Consider the following 19,468-nt stretch of genomic DNA (forward strand, 5'->3'; position numbering starts at 1 on the left):
AGCTGCAGCTTCAGGCTGCAGGCCGGGCGGCTCAGGCGTTGGTGCGCTGCTGCGGGGCGGCGACGTCGGCCAGGATCCTGGTCAGCACAGCCTCGGCGGTGGCACCGGAGAACTCGGCTTCGGGATCCATGACGAACCGGTGGGTCCACACCACGGGTGCCAGTTCCTTGATGTCATCCGGCAGCACGAAGTTCCGTCCCTGCGCGGCAGCCCAGACCTTCGAGGCACGGACCATTGCCAGGGCGCCGCGGACCGAGACGCCAAGCCGGGTCTCGGGTGCGCTGCGGGTTTCCTCGCAGAGCCGGGAGATGTACTCCAGCACCGCGGTGTCAACGTGCGCCGTGGCGGCGAGGTCGGCCATGTCCGCCACCGCCTGGGTGGTGATCACGGCAGTGAGGTCCTTGGAGCGGTCCTTCAGGTTGTTCCCGCCCAGGAGCCGGACTGTGGAGGCGTGGTCCGGGTATCCGATGGAGGTCTTGATCAGGAAGCGGTCCAGCTGGGCCTCGGGCAGGCGGTAAGTGCCTGCCTGCTCGATCGGGTTCTGGGTGGCCATGACCATGAAGGGGCGGCCTGCGGAGTAGGTGATGCCGTCCACGGTGACGCGGGACTCCTCCATGACTTCCAGCAGCGCCGACTGGGTCTTCGGCGAGGCACGGTTGATTTCATCGGCCAGGACGATGTTGTTGAAGATTGGCCCCTTGTGGAACTCGAACTTCTGCGTCTTCTGGTCGTAGATGGTCACGCCGGTCACGTCCGAGGGAAGCAGGTCCGGGGTGAACTGGATGCGGTTGTTGGAGCCCTGCACAGTGGCAGCCAGGGCCCGGGCCAGGGAGGTTTTACCAGTACCGGGCGCGTCCTCGAACAGGACGTGTCCCTCGGCCAGCATGGCGGTGAAGGTCAGCCGGATGACGTGTTCCTTGCCCAGCACCGCCTGCCCCACGTTGGCAACCAGCTTTTCGAATGTGCCGGCAAACCACTCGGCCTGCTCCATGGTCATGGTCATGACAGTTGCTTCCTTCTTCTGGGTCGAATTTCTGTGCGGGCCCGGACGGACTCCGCGTTGCGGTGCAGTGTTTCCTGCTAACGGTTTGGCATGCCGGCCGGCGGATTGCAGCCGACGTTTGACGTGTCACAGCGGAGCCAGTGGCCGGACGCCATGCCGGAGCTCAGGTGGTACCAGATGCCGCTGGGGTTGTTGGACGTCTTGTACCAGACCTGGTACCGGTCGGCAGTGGACGGGGCACCGGCGTCGAGCCATATACCCTCGCCCGTGCACTGGGACGGGTTGCCTGCAACATAGCTGTCAGTGCCCTTTCGCGGCTCCGTGCAGCTGCGGACTGGGCTTGCCGTGACGTTCCAGGACGTGGGTACCGGGGGCGGTGGCTCCGATCCGCTGCGGGACGTGTCGCTGCCAATCCGGCCGGGCTGGCCTGCGCTGACGGCCCGCACCTCCAGTTTGTGCGTCTCACTGTATCCAACAGTCTTGGAAAAGGTTCGCTGCTGGGTGTCCTGCCACGGACCGTTGTCCAGGCTGTACTGGTACCCAGTCACTGCCCGCCCGTTGCCGCTTGGCTGGTTCCACGTCCACGACACTGTCTTGTCGCCAACTCCGCTGCTGTTGCTGCCGTTGACCGTTGGAGCGAACGCGAGGCCGTAGGGGTTGACGGCGTTGGAGGGTGTGCTTGCGTCGCCGGCGTTGGTGCTCCGGGACGATACAGCCCACACCACCACAGAGGTCTGCGTGCCGTTCGGCGCCGGGACGATGCCCCCGCCGGCGGGGATGCTGCCCGAGCCATCTCCTGACGTGAGGCTGTAACGGTAGGTGATCTCGCTTGGCGCGGAGCCGTTTCGCTGGGCATCAGTCAACACCGGGAACCGCACGTCGATCTTGCCGCCGTTGGCGTTGGTATCCACCAAGGTCGCGCTGGGCTGCCCAACAGTTCCAGGTTTACCCACTGCACGGGTTGCAGCCGACTGCGCACTGGTGGCACTGGTGCCGGCCTTGTTCGTGGCTGAGACCGTGAAGGTGTAGCTCGATTCGGAGTTGTCCACCGTCACGTTCTGCGAGGTGGCAGCAACCTGTTGACTGGAGACGACGGACCCGCCGCGAAGCGTGGTGAGGGTGTAGGACGAGATGGCATCACCGTTGTTGTTGGGGGCAGTCCACACCACCCTTAGCTGGCTCTGTGAACCAACCGGGGTTGCCTGGGCCACGCTGGGCGCGGCAGGAGTTGCGGGGACGCCGGCCGGTACTTCTGCCGCCGAATAGGGGCTCCACTCGGACGGGTCCTTGGCGTCGTTGCGGGCCAGGACCCGGACCTTGTAGGAGACGCCGTTCTGCAGGCCCTTCCAGACGTAGCTGACGGACGTCAGTCCCTGGATTTGGGCGTTCTGGCCGGCGGGCGCCGGGGAGATCTCCAGGTCGTAGGACTTCACTGGGGAGCCCTTGCTGGCTGGAGCGGTCCAGTTGACCGTGAGTTGCTTGTCACCGAACTTCAACGACGGCGCTAACGGGGTATCCGGCTTGACGTCCGGGCGCACATCCGCGGAAGCCGGCGACCGGTCCGAGTCACCGAACTCGTTGGTGGCCGTCACCTGGAAGTGGTAGGTGGTGTTGTTGGTCAAGCCGTTCAGTGTGCAGGTGTTGGCGGGGCAGTCCTGCTGGAATCCGCCCTCACCATAGACCGTGTACTTGGTAATGGGTGAGCCCCGATCAGCCGGTGCAGACCAGTTGAGCAGCGCGGTTTGGTCACCGACGCTCTGCGCCTGCGGTGTGGTGGGTGCTGCAGGTTTGTCCTTGACGGTCAGCCGGACACGTGCCGTGGCATGCCGCGAGCTGTCCTGCGTCTTGTCCTCCACTGTGTAGGCCACCACCAGGGTTCCGGTGAAGCCGGGAGCCGGGGTGACCGTCACCGAGTCGCCGTTCACGCCCACGTTGCCGCTGCCCGTTTCGGTGTTGGCGGCGATGATCTTCAGCGGCGTTTCAGGGAACGGGTTTGCATCATTGGCAAGGACGTTGATGGTCACCGGTTTGCCCGCGGCAGCGTTGGGCTCCACGTCGTCGTTGGCCACCGGTTTGGGCCGGTTGGAGGCGGTCACCGCCAACTGGTAGGTGGCCGTGGCTTCGAGGCCGCGGGGGTCCGTGGCCTTGACCTGCACGGCTGCCCTGGTTCCGGTGGCCGCGGTATCCGCCGCGGAAACCTTCAGGGTCCTGCCTTCGATGCGCGCGCTGAAGCCGGCGGGCGAGTCTCCCACGAGCTCATACTTCATCTTTCCGACGTCGTCCTGGTCGGGATCCGAGGTCAGCTTTCCCAGGTCGGTGCTGGCGGACTCGCCCTTGGGGACATCCAGGCTGGCGCCCAGCAACTCTGGCGGGTTGTTCTTGTCGGGATTCGGGAGGACCTTGGTGCGGATGCTCAGGGTGGACTTCAGGCCGGCTGCATCGTCCGGTCCGGTGCCGTCGGTCACCTCGAACGTGAGTGATCCCGGGCCCACGTAGTCGGCTCCCGCCGCGTACTTCAGGCCGGCGCCGTCGCGCGTGACGGGGTCGCCGCCGTCGGCCCCAATGAGCTTGATCCGGTCCGCCTGGGTCAGCCGGGGCGATCGGCCTTCCCGTACCTTGACCCACTCCTTCAGGTCCACGTCGACGGACTGCCCGGCGACCACCTCGATGACCTCATCCTTGGCCAGGGTGGGAACCTGCTGGCCCAGGCCCGGCACCCAAATGATGGCGGTGGACTGCTGGCCGTCCACGTCTTCCACCGTGTAGGGGATGAGCTGGGGCTGTTCGGTGAGGTCCACCAGCACGTTGCCGTTGCCGCCGGGCCGTGCTGTGGTTGCCTCGGTGCTGATCTTCAGGTTCTCACCCACGCCGTCGGGATCCTCGTCGTTCTTGAGGACGGGAACATCCACGGCCGTCTTGCCCATGGCCTGGGCTGAGGTCACCCTGTCGTCGCGGGCAACCGGCGCCTTGAGGGGCACGTCATTGTCCACCACCAGTCGGATCGTGGCCTGGGCGGCAGCGTCCCGGTCGTCCGCGACGGTGTAGCGCACGTTGACGGTTCCCGCCTCGTTCGGGGCCAGGAGGATGATCCGGCCACTGTTCCTGCTCACGGTCGCCTGCAGCGCGGGGTCCGCCTCGATGCCGTCGGTGAGGATGCGGATGCGGTCGCCGTCGGGATCGGTGTCATTGGCGGTCGCGTCAACGGCGATCTGCCGGCCGGGACGCACCCGGACCTCGTCATCCACCGGGGTGGGCTTCTGGTTGGTCTCGCCGCGCGGCGCGACGCCAACGGTCACCGTGCCCGTGTTAATGGCTCCCTGGCGGTCCACCACCTTGTAGCGGAAGGTGTCGGTCCCGGCACCGTCGCCTGCAGCGGTGAAATCGATGAAGTTGCTGCCCACCGTGGCGGTTCCCATGGCAGGGGTGCTGTCGATGCCGGTCAGCTGCACGGAGTCGCCGTCGGGATCGATTCCGTCCAGCGGCACCGGGATCCGGACGGTGCCGCCCGCTACCACCCGGGCGGTGAGGTTGCGCGGCTGGGGCCGGGAATTCTCCGCGCCCTCCAGGGGCAGGATGTGGATGGTGACTGCGGCTGCGCTCTTCTGGCCCTGCGGATCCACTGCGTTATAGATGGCGCGTACCGTCTTGGGCTGGGCGCCGGCGATGAAGCGGAGCGTGTTCTCCGAGACGAAGCTCTTCCCGTCGCCGGGATCCACTGGCTGCGGCAGGACGGGGTCCACGGTAAGTTCCTGCCCCTGCGGATGGGTGTCGTTGTCCAGGACCGGGATGGTGACAACGTCATTGACGCGGACATTCACCTCATCCGGCTTGGGCTGCGGGGCTTCCACCACGGCGGGAGCCGGGACGGGCACCACGGAGACGCTGCCGGTGGCCGATTTCCTGCCGTTGGACATGGTGTATTCGAACAGGACGGGGTCCTTGGTCCCCAGGATGTCGGTGATCCGCAGGACACTGTGGTTGATCACGCTGACAGATACGGTGGCGTTGTCAGGGAGTTTGACGGACTGCAGCACCAGGACGCCGCCGGAGGGGTCGGAGTCGTTGGCCAGGGGGTCCAGCAGCACGCTGCCGCCGGTGGGCATGAGTGCCACGTCATGGACCGCCACGGGGTCGCCGCCGTCGTTGCCGGATTCGACGTCGACGCGGATGAGGCCCTGGCTGCTTTGCGGCCCGTTGCTGGCAATGTAGGTGAGGTAGACCGGGCCGGGGGTGGTGCTGCGGAAGGTGAAGGTACCGCCGTCGGTGACGGGTCCAAGTTCGGCTGGGCCGTTGGCTTCCACCTGGGCCAGGCGGAGGGCGCCGCCGTTGGGATCGACGTCGTTCTTCAGTGGGGAGATGACCAGGTCCTGGCCCACGACGGCGGTGACGTGGTCGGCGTTGACCACGGGCGCCAGGGCGCCTGGCGGCTGGACGTTGACCACTACCTTGCCGGTGACGGTGGCGCGGCCGTCCCAGATGCTGACCTGGACGTTTTTCTTGCCGGCGGTTGCGCCGGAGTCCTGGAAGGTGAGCAGGCCGTCGCGCCGTACCTTGACCTGGTCCTGGTCGTTGTCGGCTTTCGCGTCCAGCAGGACCAGGTCGTCGCCGTCGGGGTCTATCCAGTCGGTAAGGATGTTCTGGCTGACCGTCTTGCCCTGTTCCACCAGCATGGTGGTGTCTTCGCCGCGCTTGAACTTCGGCGGTTTGTTTTCGTCCGGTCCCACCACGCTCAGCGTGACCTGGCCGCCGGCGGACAGGCCCCGGCCGTCCGAGGCACTGTAGTTGAAGGTCTCGGTGCCGGGTTTGGCGTCGGCCGGGACAGTGATTTGGAACGCTGTGCCGCCGTAGATGCTTTCCAGGGTGCCGGACTTGGGCCCGGAGTCCCCCACGGCCGCGGTGAGGACGTCGCCGTCGGGGTCAGAATCATTGTCCAGGACGCTGAGGATGGTGGTGCGGCCCGGGCGGACGCCGACGGCGTCGGGCTTGGTTTCCGGCGGCCGGTTGGGTTTGGTGCGGTCCGGCAGGATGTTGATGGTGTTGTTGTCCGCCGATTCCTGGTCCTGGTCATCGGATTGGTTCTTGGGTGGGATGACGTCGTCCCAGTTGTTGACCAGCTGCATGTTCTGGTTCACCAACCACACATTCCCCGAGTTCACGTCATTCAGGACCACCAGGTCCCGGTTCACCCGGAAAACATACGACGGCGACGCACTCGCCTTGGGCACGTCCACCTTCTTATCGTCCCCATCATTGACACAATCCCGGACGTACTTGTTCGCCCCCGACCACGCCGCATGCACACACCCGCCCAACTGCACCGGCGCAGCCGGAACACCCTCGCCGTCGAACCCCACCGTCTTCGCCGTGGAACCATCAAGGGGCTGCTTCAACAACGCCTTCCGCGTCGCCACCGCAACAACATCACTGCCCGGGCCCGCCTGCTGCAACTTCGCATCCCGCGCCCCCTCCAACGCCAACCGCTTACCACCGGGCAAAAACAGGTTCCCCGCCGCAGCATCCAACACCACCGGCTTATCCCCCACCACCGTGAGCTGCAGATCCCCGGCACCCTTCAACCCATCCCAGGTCTCCGACTCCGACGACACCACCGCACCGTTCGCGTCCACCCCCGTCACCGATACAACACCGGTCTTCGGATCCGCCGAATAGATCCGGTCATCAGAGCCGACCGCCGAAACAAGACCCGCCGAACCCACCAACACGGGCTCCGACGATTCCCTATCAAAACCATTCACCGTGGACGGCGACACCGCCCACACCTTCCCCGACGCAGCATCCGTCACCGAAATCGTCCGCGCCCCAAAACTCACATCAGCAGCCCCCGGCAACTGCTTATCCCCACCCAGACGCATATTCGCCGGCGACACCTGGTTCAACGTCGAACCCGTCTCATCATCAACAAACACCTCGCCCGCATGCTGCAGGACATCAAACGTCGTCGACGCCGGCGTCACCGCACCATCAAGCACCCGGGAAGGATAATTCAACCGCCCCACAGCATTCCTCGACTTCGACACCACCCACACGCCACCGTCATTCAACTCCACCTCAGTGGTCTTAAACCCCGGATACAACACAGCACCCGTCACCACCACCGCCACCACAGCACCAAACGCAGTACCAGAGGCAAGTTTCCTATGCCGCTTTTTCAGCCCAAGCTTCCCCAGCAGAGTTGTCACAGCGTTACTTTTCCCTCAGATTGTGTGGCCGCACGGCAGCCGTGTCAGAGACCGGGACAAGGCTCTCTTTTCCCCGGCGCAAGCCTACCGAACCGGCGCAACCCCCGCGATGGGGAGCGCTCCCCACGGGCGGGCATGGGCCGCTCATGGCGTTGCCCCGACCGGGAAGGTGCACAGCGGCACGCCGCTCTGGGCGGGCGAACCGATGGAGGTGTGCAGCGACTGGATCCAGCGCGTGGCGTTCGGCGAGCCGCGCATGATGTAGTACCACTGGCCGTCCCCGCTGTACGTGGTGCCATGCGGTTTCCAACACATGACGTCGAAGGTGTCCAGGTGCGACATCCAGGGCCGGTCGTAGCCGCCTTGGCCGTCGCAGGTATTTCTTGCCGGGTCGTAGGACGTGGCACCCGGCAGGTCGGTGCAGCTGCGGTCCATCCCGGAACCAAGCCGGGTAGTCCAGCGGGTCTTGGCCGCGCCGGACTGTGCGGATGCCGAGGCGATGGGGCCGCCGGTCCCGCGCGAGTTGACGGTCTGGACGTCGATGGAATGCCGCTCGCTGAAGCCGCCGGTGTTGATGGTCCGGCTGCCGGAAGCTGCTACCCGTTCCCAGCCTCCGCCGTCGATCCGGATCTGGGTGTAGGCGATGTCATGGCTTCCGGCAGGCGGGGACGCCCAGTTCAGGGTCAGGTTCTTTTGGTTTTCGGCCCCGTCCGTGCCGGACGCGGACGGCGTTCCGGGTGCACCATAAGGGTTGGCGGTGGCCGCGGCGCTGGCGTCCGAGCTGGGTGCGACGGCGGAGTTCGCTATCACGGTGATGGCGGTGGCGTCGCCGTTGGTGAAGCCGCCCACGGTCTGCCCGGGCCTGATGGGACCCGTTTGACCCGTGCTGGCACGGAAGGTGTAACTGACCTCAGCGTATGTTGAGCCGTTGCGTTCGGCGGCGCTGAGCTCGCGGAAGTTGATGGTGACGGAGCGTCCGGCGCCCCCGGTGTTGGCTTCCGCTGCACTCACGCCCGAGACTTGGGCGAGCTTGCCCGTGGCACGGCGCGGAGCCGACGGCGCACTGACCGCCCCCTTGCCGGCCTTGTTCTCCGCCTGGACCGTGAAGGTATACGAGGCCTCCGAGTTGTTGGCGGTGAAGTTGGCGGTCCGGACGGTTCCCGCCACGACCTGGGTCTGGTCCGCCCCGCCTCCGCCGCTCATGGTCACGTAGTAGTTCCTGATGGCGTCGCCGTTGATGTTCGGCTCGTTCCAGTCCACCTTGAGCTGGTTGGTGGTTCCTACGGCGGACGCAACGGACGACGTCGGTGCTCCCGGAGCGGCGGGGACGCCGGCAGGGTTGTCCTCGGCGGAGTAGAGGCCCCAGTCGGAGGGCCCGAGTTCGTTGACGGCCTGGGCGCGTACCTTGTATCGGACGCCGTTGGTCAGCCCGGTCCAGGTGTAGCTCAGCCCCGTCACGCCGTTCTTGACCGCTGCCCCGTTCGCGGGCGGCGGCGAGATCTCGAGGTTGTAGTTCTTGACCGGGGAGCCCTCTGTCCTGGCAGCAGGCCAGGAGATCTCCATGGTTTTGTCCCCGGCCTTGACGGCAGGGGCATCCGGCGGTGAGGGCTTCTCGTCCGGGCGGATCTCGTTGGACGAGGGCGAAGAATCGGATTCGTTGACCTCGTTGGTGGCGGTGACGGTGAAGACGTATTTGACGTCGTTGGTCAGGCCGGTGAGCGTGCAGGTGGTGGTGGCGCAGTCCTGGCTGAACCCGTTGGCTGAGCGGACGGTGTACTTGGTGATGGGGGCGCCGTTGTCCGACGGGGGTGCCCATTTAAGCACCGCCGTCCGGCTGCGTACATCCGTGGCTGTGGGCGCCGAGGGCGCGTCGGGCCGGTCCCGGACAGTGATCCGGACCCGCCCGTCCGTCTGCCGGGACACGTCTTCTGTCTTGTCCATGATGGTGTACCGCACCACCATCACGCCCTTGAATCCGTTGGCGGGAGTGACGGTGATCGAGTCGCCGGAGACGGCAGGCTGCCCGGCGGCGGAGCCCGTTTCCACGATGGCGGAGGTGATCCGCAGCGGGGTCTCCGGGAATGGGTTGAAGTCGTTGCCCAGGACGTTGATGGTTTCAGTCTTGCCGGCGTTGGCCTTGTCCACCACGTCTTCGCTGGCCGCGGGCAGCGGGCGGTTGGAAGCGACCACTGTTGCGGTGACGGTGGCCCGGACGGGTTCGGAGCGGCCATCGGTGACCTTGAGCGGAATGCTGCCCCTCCAACCCGCGGCCTTCGCGGAATCCGGCGTCACCTTCAAGGAGGCGTTGTCCAGAGTGGCCTTGAAGCCGTCCGGCAAAGCACCATCGAGTTCGAACTTGAGCTTGTCGTGGTCGCCGGAATCCACGTCCTTGGCCAGGTTTCCCAGCTCCAGGCTGGCGGATTCACCCGTGGGCACATCAAGCGTGGCACCACTGAAAGTGGGCGGGTGGTTGGCGTTGGGGTCCGGGATGACCTTGGTGACGATGGTCAGGGTGGACTTTAGACCGGCGGGATCGTCCGGTCCCGCGCCATCGGTTACCTCGAAGGTGACCGAGCCGGGACCCACGTAGTCCTTGAGGGCAGCGTAGCGCAGGGCGTTACCGTTTCCGGCCACCACGTTGTCCGGCTCGGCACCCAAGACGCGGACCTTGTCCACCTGCGTGATGCGCGGTGTGCGGCCCTCCCGGACACGGACGTACTCGGCAAGGTCCAGGTTGATGTCCTTGCCTGCCATGACTTCGACGACGTCGGTCCTGGCGAGCGTGGGATGCTGTGCACCCTGCCCGGGAACCCAGATGACCGCCGTCGCGCTTTGCCCGTCAACGTCCGTGACGGTGTACGGCACCAGCTGGTCCGCCGGCCCAAGCGTGACCCGGATGGTGCCGTCACCGGTGGCGCGGGCGTTGGGGTTGCCGTCCGGCAGGCTGATCTTCAGCTCGGAGGCCACGCCGTCCGGATCGGCGTCGTTTTTGAGAACAGGGACATCGACGGCGGACTTGCCCAGCGTTTCTGCCTGGCTGACCACGTCGTCCTTGGCAACCGGGATCTTCAGCGCGGCGTCAGGGCTGATCTTCACCCGGATCACGGCGCCGGCCTGGGCCTTTTTGTCATCCTGGATCTTGTAGCTGACGCTTTCGTTCCCTGCCGCAGCCGGTGCCGTGAGCAGGACCTTCCCGCCCTCAACTGCCTCGACGGCGAGGTCGGGACGCGCTTCGAAGCCGTTCGACACCAAGGTGATGGGGTCGCCGTCGGGGTCGGAATCGTTGGTGAGCGCGTCGACGGCGATCTTCCGGCCGGGCCGGACATCGACGGCGTCGTCAACGGCAATCGGTTTTTGGTTGGTGGCTTCCGCGGGGGCGATACCGACGATCACGGTGCCGGTGTTTTCAGCGCCGATGCGGTCGCGGACGCGGTAGGTGAACGTGTCCGTGCCAGCTGCGTTGCCGGCGGCGGTGAACTCAAGGTAGCCGTCCCTGAGCAAAGCGGTTCCCATGGCGGGAGCCTTGTCCACGCCTGTCAGCTGGACGGAGTCACCGTCGGTGTCGATGCCATCCAGGGGTACGGGGATGCGCACAGTCATGCCTGCGACGACCCGGGCGGTCAGGTTCTTCGGTTCTGGCCGGGTGTTGAGCTGGTCATCCCGGGCGCGGATCCGGATGGTCACCTGCTGGGAATCGGATTGGCCGGATTCGTTGGTGACCTTGTAGATCGCGTATACCGTCTTGGCCACATCCCCTGCGATGAACCGGATGGATCCGCCCGATGTGAAGATCCGGCCATCTGCTGCGTCCGGCTTTTGCGCCAGTTCCGGTTCAAGGGTCAGCCTGCCGCCGCTCGGATCGGTGTCATTGGCCAGCACCGGAATGGTCACCACGTCGCCGGCGCGCACCGTGGCCTCGTCAGGTTTAGCCTGGGGCGCCTGCAGTTTCGCCGGCGCGGGGACCACCAGCACGGCGATCTCGCCGGTGGCCGAGGCCTTGCCGTTGGAAATGGTGTATTTGACCGTGACCTGGCCCTGCGCACGGACATCGGTGATCCGCACAACGGAATGGTCCAGCACGGAGACGCTGAGCGGCAGCCCGTCCGCTGCGGTCACGGACTGGACCACCAGCACCCCGCCGGAGGGGTCGGAGTCGTTGCCGAGGACGTCCACCAGCACGCTGCCGCCGCTGGGGAGCAGGGCTGTGTCGCGCACTGCCACGGGTGCGCCGTCGCCGCTGCCGGGCACGACGTCGACACGCACCAGTTGCTGTGCGCTGGCCGGCCCGTTGGTGGCCAGGTAGGTGACGTAGTGCGCGCCCACGGCGGTGGAATTGAACGTGAAGGTTTGCTGGTCTGCACCCATGGTTGCGGTGGAGTTGCCGTCCGGGGTGACCTGGGCAAGCCGCAGCGCGCCGCCCTGCGGGTCCGAGTCGTTCTTCAGGGGTGCGATCACCGTGTCCACCCCGGCGACGGCCACCACGTGGTCGGCGTTGGCGATCGGCGGCAGCGCTCCGGGCGCCCGCACGTCCACGGTGACCTTGCCTTCTGCCGTTGACCGTCCATCGGAGACGGTGACCGTCACGGTCTTCCGCCCCGGGTCCGCCCCGGAGTCCTGGAAGCTGAGCAGGCCGTCGGGGCGGATGCGGACCTGGTCGCGGGGGTCGCTGCCGGTGGCGCCCACCACGAAGAGGTCATCGCCGTCGGGATCGGTCCAGTCTGGAAGGATATTCTGGCTGACCGCCTTGCCCGCCTGCACCACCAGGGTGGTGTTGCGGTTCGGTTTCTGCCGCGGAGCGGAGTTCTCCCCCGGCGGGACCACGTTAAGTGTGACATCGGCGGAGGCGGAAAGGCCGCGTCCGTCATCGACCGTGTACTTGAAGGTTTCGGCGCCGCTCTTGTCGGCGCCAACGCTGACCTGTAATCCCGTGGCTCCGTAGATGGGTGCGATGAGGCCTGACTGGACCGGATCCGGCGCCCGCACGGTCAGGACGTCGCCGTCGGGGTCGGAGTCGTTGTCCAGGATGGGGAGAATGGTGGTCTTGCCGGCGCGCACGCCGAAGGTGTCCGGTTTGGCCACCGGGGCGCTGTTGGGTTTGGTGCGGTCCGGCAGGACGGTCTGCTGCACTTCGTCGGCTGAGTCCTTGTCGGCGTCGTCCGAGGTCTGCTGCGGCGGGATGACGTCGTCCCAGTTGTTGACCAGCTGCATGTTCTGGTTCACCAACCACACATTGCCCGAGTTCACGTCATTCAGGACCACCAGGTCCCGGTTCACCCGGAAAACATACGACGGCGACGCACTCGCCTTGGGCACGTCCACCTTCTTATCGTCCCCATCATTGACACAATCCCGGACGTACTTGTTCGCCCCCGACCACGCCGCATGCACACACCCGCCCAACTGCACCGGCGCAGCCGGAACACCCTCGCCGTCGAACCCCACCGTCTTCGCCGTGGAACCATCAAGGGGCTGCTTCAACAACGCCTTCCGCGTCGCCACCGCAACAACATCACTGCCCGGGCCCGCCTGCTGCAACTTCGCATCCCGCGCCCCCTCCAACGCCAACCGCTTACCACCGGGCAAAAACAGGTTCCCCGCCGCAGCATCCAACACCACCGGCTTATCCCCCACCACCGTGAGCTGCAGATCCCCGGCACCCTTCAACCCATCCCAGGTCTCCGACTCCGACGACACCACCGCACCGTTCGCGTCCACCCCCGTCACCGATACAACACCGGTCTTCGGATCCGCCGAATAGATCCGGTCATCAGAGCCGACCGCCGAAACAAGACCCGCCGAACCCACCAACACGGGCTCCGACGATTCCCTATCAAAACCATTCACCGTGGACGGCGACACCGCCCACACCTTCCCCGACGCAGCATCCGTCACCGAAATCGTCCGCGCCCCAAAACTCACATCAGCAGCCCCCGGCAACTGCTTATCCCCACCCAGACGCATATTCGCCGGCGACACCTGGTTCAACGTCGAACCCGTCTCATCATCAACAAACACCTCGCCCGCATGCTGCAGGACATCAAACGTCGTCGACGCCGGCGTCACCGCACCATCAAGCACCCGGGAAGGATAATTCAACCGCCCCACAGCATTCTTCGACTTCGACACCACCCAAACGCCACCGTCATTCAACTCCACCTCAGTGGTCTTAAACCCCGGATACAACACAGCACCAGTCACCACCACCGCCACCACAGCACCAAACGCAGTACCGGCGAGCCGGCGGGAGCGCAGAAATCCGCGGGCCCGTGACGTGCCTGCGGCAGGACTTTTAGGGCGCGCTTGTCCGCGACGGTTCATGGCTGGAAATCCCCCAAATAATCTCGGCGCTTTGCCGGCAGCCGGGGTCACAGGACCCCGGGCACCACAACCATACCGCTATACACCAACAAGTGGACAAATTCGTTCGGACCGGCTGCGGCAGCCCAGGCGTGGGCTGTCTGCTAGTCCAGGACCAGGCCCTTGCCGCGGCCGCGGGTGAGGCGGACGGGGTTGATTTCGCCGAAGCCGCGGACGTTTTCCGGGGCCTGGGGAATCATGACGAACCGCTCGTCGTGCTCCAGGGCGGAAGCGGTCATCGAGTCCACCAACACAGTGCCGGGGTCGGCAAGGGTGGTCAGGCGGGCCGCCAGGTTGACCGTGGGGCCGTAAATGTCGCCAAGCCGGGAGAGGATCCTGCCCCATACCATGGCCACCCGGGCTTCGGGAAGGATCTCGTCCTCGGTGAAGGCCTCGGCCAGCGCCAGGGAAATCTCGGCACCGGCCGCCGGAGTTTCGGCGATGTAGAGGACTTCGTCGCCCACGGTCTTGACCAGCCGGCCGCCGCCCACAGAGATGATTTCGGCGCACTTGTTTTCGAAGCGCTGGACCAGCCGGGCCAGGGTCTTTTCGTTCATCCGGCGGGACAGGCTGGTGTAGGAGACCAGGTCCGCGAAACCCACCGCACGGGCCAGGGGCAGCGGAGCGTCGTCCTCATCGCCTTCCCGGCCCTCCTCGCTGGCCTGCAGCCCGGCTTCGGCGCGCACCGCCAGCCGCTGGACCCCGGCGTTGAGCTGACGCCGCCAGGAGTACACCAGGACCTCTTCGAGGGCATCCACCAAAGCGGGAAGTTCGTTGACCAGGCGTTTGCGGGCCACGGCATCGGTGACGCCCTGCTCGTGGACCATGTCCTCCACCAGGGCTTCGATCTGCCAGACCACCATGCGGTCCGTCATTTGTCCGATGGAGCGGGTCACCGAAATGGCAGCTTCTTCCGTCAGCTTTCCGGCCCGGACCAGATCCACCACAGTGGACAGGGCGGCCTGGTCGCGTTCGGTGAAGGCGACGTCCTCGTCGCCGAAATTCGGGAATCCAAGGGCACGCCAGAGTTTGCGGGCAGAGAGGAGGGACAGTCCCGCGCCGGCAGCAACTTCACGACGGCGGAGCTTGCGTTCCCCGCCCAGGAGGCGGGCTTCGAGGGCCTTCATGGCCAGCCGCTCGGCGGACATGGCCCCGGTGGGCGGGTGCCGGTCCACAGCCGGCGTGGCCGGGGCCGCGTCCGGTGTGGGCGCCGCGCCGCCGCCAGGGTTCAACCCGGCGGATGCATCGGCTGGTTCAAAGGCGGCAGTGGCAGGGGCGATGCTGTCAACGCGTTCCTGCTGGGCCTCATCGGTCATCCCGTCCACCTTCTCTCATGTCCTCCGGAAAAGCACCGGCGGGGTAATGCGTCGCGCCACCCGGCTGGGGCCCGCTGAAATCCGGGCTGTCATCCGGCAGTTCCCCGATGGCGTCGAGGATAAAGTCGCGGAACCTGGCAACCTCAGGCACGTCGCGAAAGATCACCACGCCCTGGTACCCGGCTTCCAAGGATATATTCCCCGAGCGCACCAATCGCTGCGGCAGGGATTCGTGGACTGTCAGGTTACGCACCGATGCCAGGTTCACCTGCTGGTCCCGCCTGTTGAGGAGTCCGTAACGGGCCACGATGCGCTGGCTGGTCAGTGTGTATCGGGTTCCCTGCCAGCGCAGGAGACGGGGCAGGCAATAGGCCAGCCATACGGCCGCGGCGGCGGCCACACATGCGGTGACAAGCCACGGCGTCCACTGGCGGCCAAGGGCAGGCGCCAAACGGGTTGCCCCGCCGCGGATGATCCAGGCACTTGCGTAGGCCGCCAATGCCGGCGCCAGCACGAAGGCCACCGCTGCCCCGGCCAGTTTCCTGGGCTGGGGGCGGGTCGTGACGATGACCTGCTCCCCGGGAAGGAGGGTTTTACGCATAACCGCCTTGGTTGGGCGCGTCCGGCGCCGTCCAGGGCCGCAGGTGAACCACGTCTCCGGCGGTCACCACGTGCTCCCGCGCGTCACGGTCCACCACCAGCAGGGAGCCGTAGTCATCCAGGCGGGACGCGTGTCCGATGATTTCGTGGTCGCCGGGCAGCTGCGCGCGCACCTGCTTGCCCAAGGTGACCATCACGGCTTCCACCCTCTTGTGCAGGGACGGACCACCCGCCATTCCTGCCGCGGGGTCGCCGTCGGCGTTGCAGAAACTGCGGTACAGGACAGCAAAGTTGGTCAGGTAGCTCTTGAGCAGCGCCGTGCGGTCGGTGGTGCGGGCACCTTCCAGGGCCACGGAGGTGGCGGTGGGAACCGGAAGTTCGCTTTCGCGCAGGGTGACGTTCAGGCCGGTCCCCAGGATGACCGGGGGCACATTGCCGTCGACCATGGGGCCCAGCTGGGCCAGGATGCCGGCGATTTTCCTGCCGCGGACCAGGACGTCGTTGGGCCACTTGAGTTCGGCCGGGACGCCGGCAGTCTCCAGGAGGGTTTCGCGCAGCGCCAGGGCTGCGATCAGGGACAACCAGGAGTAGCTCTGCGTGGGCAGGGGCCGCCCCTCGGCGTTGACTGGACGCAGCACCACGGATACTGACACCGAGCTCAGCGGTGGAGCTTCCCACCGCCTGTCCAGCCGTCCCCTGGCGGCGGTCTGGTACTCGGCGGTCAGCACGGAGAGGTCCGGCCATGCCGACGGTTCCACGGTGACACCGCGCAGGAGGTCCGCATTGGTGGAGCCGGTGGAGTCCACGACATCGATCCGCGGTATTCCGGTGGCAGCGAGGAAACGCTGGTCGGCCAGGTCGCCTCGGTTCAGGGGGGTGCCCGGTGCGTGTGCGTCGTCCATATCCAAATCCTACCGAGCCCGGCCAGTCCCACCGAGCCGGTCACTGCCCAGCCCGTCGCTGCACGAACTGGACAGTCCGGTCACGGCAGGAGATGCGGCTAAAGGAAGATGTCGGGAACCAGCTGGTCTTCGGGGGCTCCCAGGCTGTAGGGGCGGAAATCGTTGACTCCCGCTGCCGCCAGCACCTGCTCGTCGGTGTAGAAATTGCCCGACGCCGGGTTCCCGGTGGACAGGTTGCCGCCGGTGAGGATGGCGTGCGCTGCGTCCGCCATGATCTGCGGGCCGCGGGCGGCCAGCACCATGGTTTCGCCGTGCGGCATGTTCCGGATGGCGGCGGTGTCGATGAGGGTGCATGGCCACAGTGAGTTGACCCTGATGCCGTCAGCCTTCAGTTCCTCCGCAAGCCCCAAGGTGGTCAGGCTCATCCCGTATTTGGCCATGGTGTAGGCAAGGTGCTTTCCCGCCCAGGAGGGGTGGAGGTTCAGCGGCGGTGACAGCGTAAGGATGTGCCCCTGTTCCGATTTCCGCAATGCCGGGAGCGCCAGTTTGGACAACAGGAAGGAGCCGCGGACGTTGATGTCCTGCATCAGGTCGTACTTTTTCATGTCCACGGCGTCCGTGGTGGAGAGGTCGATGGCGGAGGCATTGTTGATGACGACGTCGATGCCGCCGAACCGTTCAACAGCTGCGGCCACGGCGCCCGCCACGTCTTCATCCCGGCGCACATCACCCACCAGCGGCAGCGCCTGGCCGCCCGCCTGCACCAGTTCCTCGGCCGCCGTAAACACGGTGCCGGCGAGTTTGGGGTGTGGCTCGCCGGTCTTGGCCAGGAGCACGATATTGGCGCCGTCCCGGGCCGCCCTCGTGGCTACGGCCAGCCCGATCCCGCGGCTGCCGCCGGAGATCAGGATGGTCCTGCCCGCCAGGGAACCTGCTGCCCGGTAGGGGCTTTCAGGAGCATGCACAGCATCATCGCTAGAAGTCATGGGAACACTGTAACCCAACTAAGTTACCGGTGAGTAACATTGGAGTGGTGCTGGTGGAAACGCAGAAAATTGTAGGTTCCCTACAGCTGTGGGGGCCTAAAGCGTCACTAGACTTGCCAGCAGGGTTGGTCTTTTGTGTGGATGCTACTTAATGCTCCGGACAACACAGGCCGCCAGCCAACAGAACTGACCTGCTACAGAGCCGGAGACACTTGATGAGCCACGATCTGACAACGACCGCGGGAAAGATTGCCGATTTCCGCGACCGCCAGGCGCGCGCCGAAAAGCCCTCCGGCCCCGAAGCCATCGAAAAGCAGCACGCACGCGGTAAGAACACGGCCCGCGAACGCATTGCCCTGCTGCTGGACGAAGACTCATTTGTTGAATTCGACGCCCTCGCTGTGCACCGCTCCACCGCCTTCGGCATGGAGAAGAAGAAGCCCCTGGGTGACGGCCTGGTCTCCGGCTACGGCACTGTCGACGGCCGCCTGGTGGCGGTCTACAGCCAGGACTTCACCGTCTACGGCGGCTCGCTGAGCCAGGTCAACGGCGAAAAAATCGTCAAGGTCCAGGAGTTCGCCCTCCGCAACGGCTGCCCCGTCGTCGGGATCCTGGACGGCGGCGGCGCCCGCATCCAGGAAGGTGTGGCCTCCCTGGCCATGTTCGCGGACATCTTCCGCAACAACGTCCACGCCAGCGGCGTGGTGCCGCAGATCTCCCTGATCATGGGCCCGTCCGCCGGCGGCGCCGCCTACTCCCCCGCCCTCACCGATTACGTGGTGATGGTGGACAAGACCTCGCACATGTTCATTACCGGCCCCGACGTCATCAAGACGGTCACGGGCGAAGACGTGGACATGGAAACCCTGGGCGGCGCCCGGCAGCACAACGCCACCACCGGAACCTCCGCCTACCTGGCCTCGGATGAAACCGATGCCATCGAGTTCGTACGCGAATTGCTGGACTTCCTGCCCTCCAACAACCTTTCCGAAGCACCGGTGCTGGGGCACCAGCAGGAGTTGGAGGTCGACGACGACGATCTCGCCCTGGACACGCTGGTCCCGGATTCGGCCAACCAGCCCTACGACATGCGCGCCGTCGTCGAACAGATCGTGGACGACGGGCACTTCCTGGAGATGCAGGCCCTCTACGCCCCCAACGTGATGATCGGCTATGGCCGGGTGGAGGGCCACACCGTGGGCATCGTGGCCAACCAGCCCTTGCAGTTCGCCGGCACCCTGGACATCGCCGCGTCGGAGAAGGCCGCCCGGTTCGTGCGGCACTGCGACGCGTTCAACATCCCCATCATCACCCTGGTGGACGTCCCCGGATTCCTCCCCGGCAAGGACCAGGAGTTCCAAGGCATCATCCGCCGCGGCGCCAAGCTCCTCTACGCCTACGCCGAGGCAACCGTCCCCAAGCTCACCGTCATCACCCGCAAGGCCTACGGCGGCGCTTACATCGTGATGGGCTCCAAGAAGCTCGGCGCCGACCTGAACCTCGCATGGCCCACCGCCCAGATCGGCGTCATGGGCGCGCAGGGCGCGGTGAACATCCTCTACCGGCGCGACCTGGCCGCCGTCGCGCAGGACGGCGGGGACGTTGAGGCGCGCCGCGCCGAAGTAATCCGCCAGTACGAGGAAGAACTCCTCAACCCCTACCAGGCAGCCGAGCTGGGTTACGTGGACGCTGTCATCGCCCCCTCCGACACGCGCCTCCAGATCATCAAGGGACTGCGGGCCCTCCGCGACAAGCGCGCCAGCCTCCCCGCCAAGAAGCATGGGAACATCCCCCTGTGACCGCCGCACACGATCCCGAGGCGGGGGCCGTTGAAACTTCCGAAGCCCAGGCCGCTCCCCTGCTCTCTGTTGTCAAGGGACAACCGAACGCCGAGGAACTCGCCGCGCTGACCGCCGTCGTGCTTTCCCTCGGCGGTGCAGAACCGGCACGCGCAGACAAACCGTCGGTGCGGCACTGGGTGCGCCGGCAGCAGCTCAAGCTGGACCCAACGCCGGGACCGGGCGCCTGGAAACGAAGCCGCGGCTGATCCCCACCGCCTCCCAAATCTCGCTTCGCTCGACTTGGGTCCCTCGGCGGCGTGGGC

The 19,468-nt window shown here is 66.1% G+C and carries 9 protein-coding genes; 2 read left to right on the top strand and 7 right to left on the bottom strand.

Features of this window, described 5'->3' with window-relative positions:
- Positions 1-31: 31 nt before the first annotated feature.
- The 7 genes from ACR65K_RS07890 to ACR65K_RS07920 all read right to left on the bottom strand — a co-directional run bounded on the left by ACR65K_RS07890 (position 32) and on the right by ACR65K_RS07920 (position 17,364).
- Complete coding sequence (locus ACR65K_RS07890; protein WP_440152110.1) at positions 32-1,003, bottom strand: AAA family ATPase; 972 nt, start codon at positions 1,001-1,003, stop codon at positions 32-34.
- Between the two features lie 77 nt (positions 1,004-1,080).
- Positions 1,081-7,203, bottom strand: a complete 6,123-nt coding sequence (locus tag ACR65K_RS07895) for an Ig-like domain-containing protein (RefSeq protein ID WP_440152112.1) — start codon at positions 7,201-7,203, stop codon at positions 1,081-1,083.
- Positions 7,204-7,347: 144 nt separating this feature from the next.
- Positions 7,348-13,521, bottom strand: coding sequence for an Ig-like domain-containing protein (locus tag ACR65K_RS07900; protein WP_440152113.1), 6,174 nt, complete (start codon positions 13,519-13,521; stop codon positions 7,348-7,350).
- Positions 13,522-13,664: 143 nt separating this feature from the next.
- Complete coding sequence (locus ACR65K_RS07905; RefSeq protein WP_440152114.1) at positions 13,665-14,876, bottom strand: adenylate/guanylate cyclase domain-containing protein; 1,212 nt, start codon at positions 14,874-14,876, stop codon at positions 13,665-13,667.
- Complete coding sequence (locus ACR65K_RS07910; protein WP_440152115.1) at positions 14,866-15,477, bottom strand: PH domain-containing protein; 612 nt, start codon at positions 15,475-15,477, stop codon at positions 14,866-14,868. The genes ACR65K_RS07905 and ACR65K_RS07910 overlap by 11 nt, the downstream gene beginning before the upstream one ends.
- Positions 15,470-16,378, bottom strand: coding sequence for a biotin--[acetyl-CoA-carboxylase] ligase (locus ACR65K_RS07915; protein ID WP_440152117.1), 909 nt, complete (start codon positions 16,376-16,378; stop codon positions 15,470-15,472). Before ACR65K_RS07915 ends, ACR65K_RS07910 begins: the two co-directional genes overlap by 8 nt.
- A 98-nt stretch (positions 16,379-16,476) precedes the next feature.
- On the bottom strand, positions 16,477-17,364 hold the full coding sequence (locus tag ACR65K_RS07920; protein ID WP_440152118.1) for an SDR family oxidoreductase: 888 nt from the start codon (positions 17,362-17,364) through the stop codon (positions 16,477-16,479).
- A gap of 215 nt (positions 17,365-17,579) precedes the next feature.
- On the opposite strand from ACR65K_RS07920, the gene ACR65K_RS07925 reads away from it, so the two are divergent.
- Both ACR65K_RS07925 and ACR65K_RS07930 read left to right on the top strand, forming a co-directional pair.
- Complete coding sequence (locus ACR65K_RS07925) at positions 17,580-19,163, top strand: acyl-CoA carboxylase subunit beta (protein ID WP_440152120.1); 1,584 nt, start codon at positions 17,580-17,582, stop codon at positions 19,161-19,163.
- The gene (locus ACR65K_RS07930) at positions 19,160-19,411 is read left to right on the top strand and encodes an acyl-CoA carboxylase subunit epsilon (protein ID WP_235010545.1); all 252 of its coding nucleotides are present in this window, start codon (positions 19,160-19,162) and stop codon (positions 19,409-19,411) included. Before ACR65K_RS07925 ends, ACR65K_RS07930 begins: the two co-directional genes overlap by 4 nt.
- The last annotated feature ends 57 nt before the right edge of the window (positions 19,412-19,468 follow it).

This window comes from Arthrobacter sp. SAFR-179, from assembly GCF_059414945.1.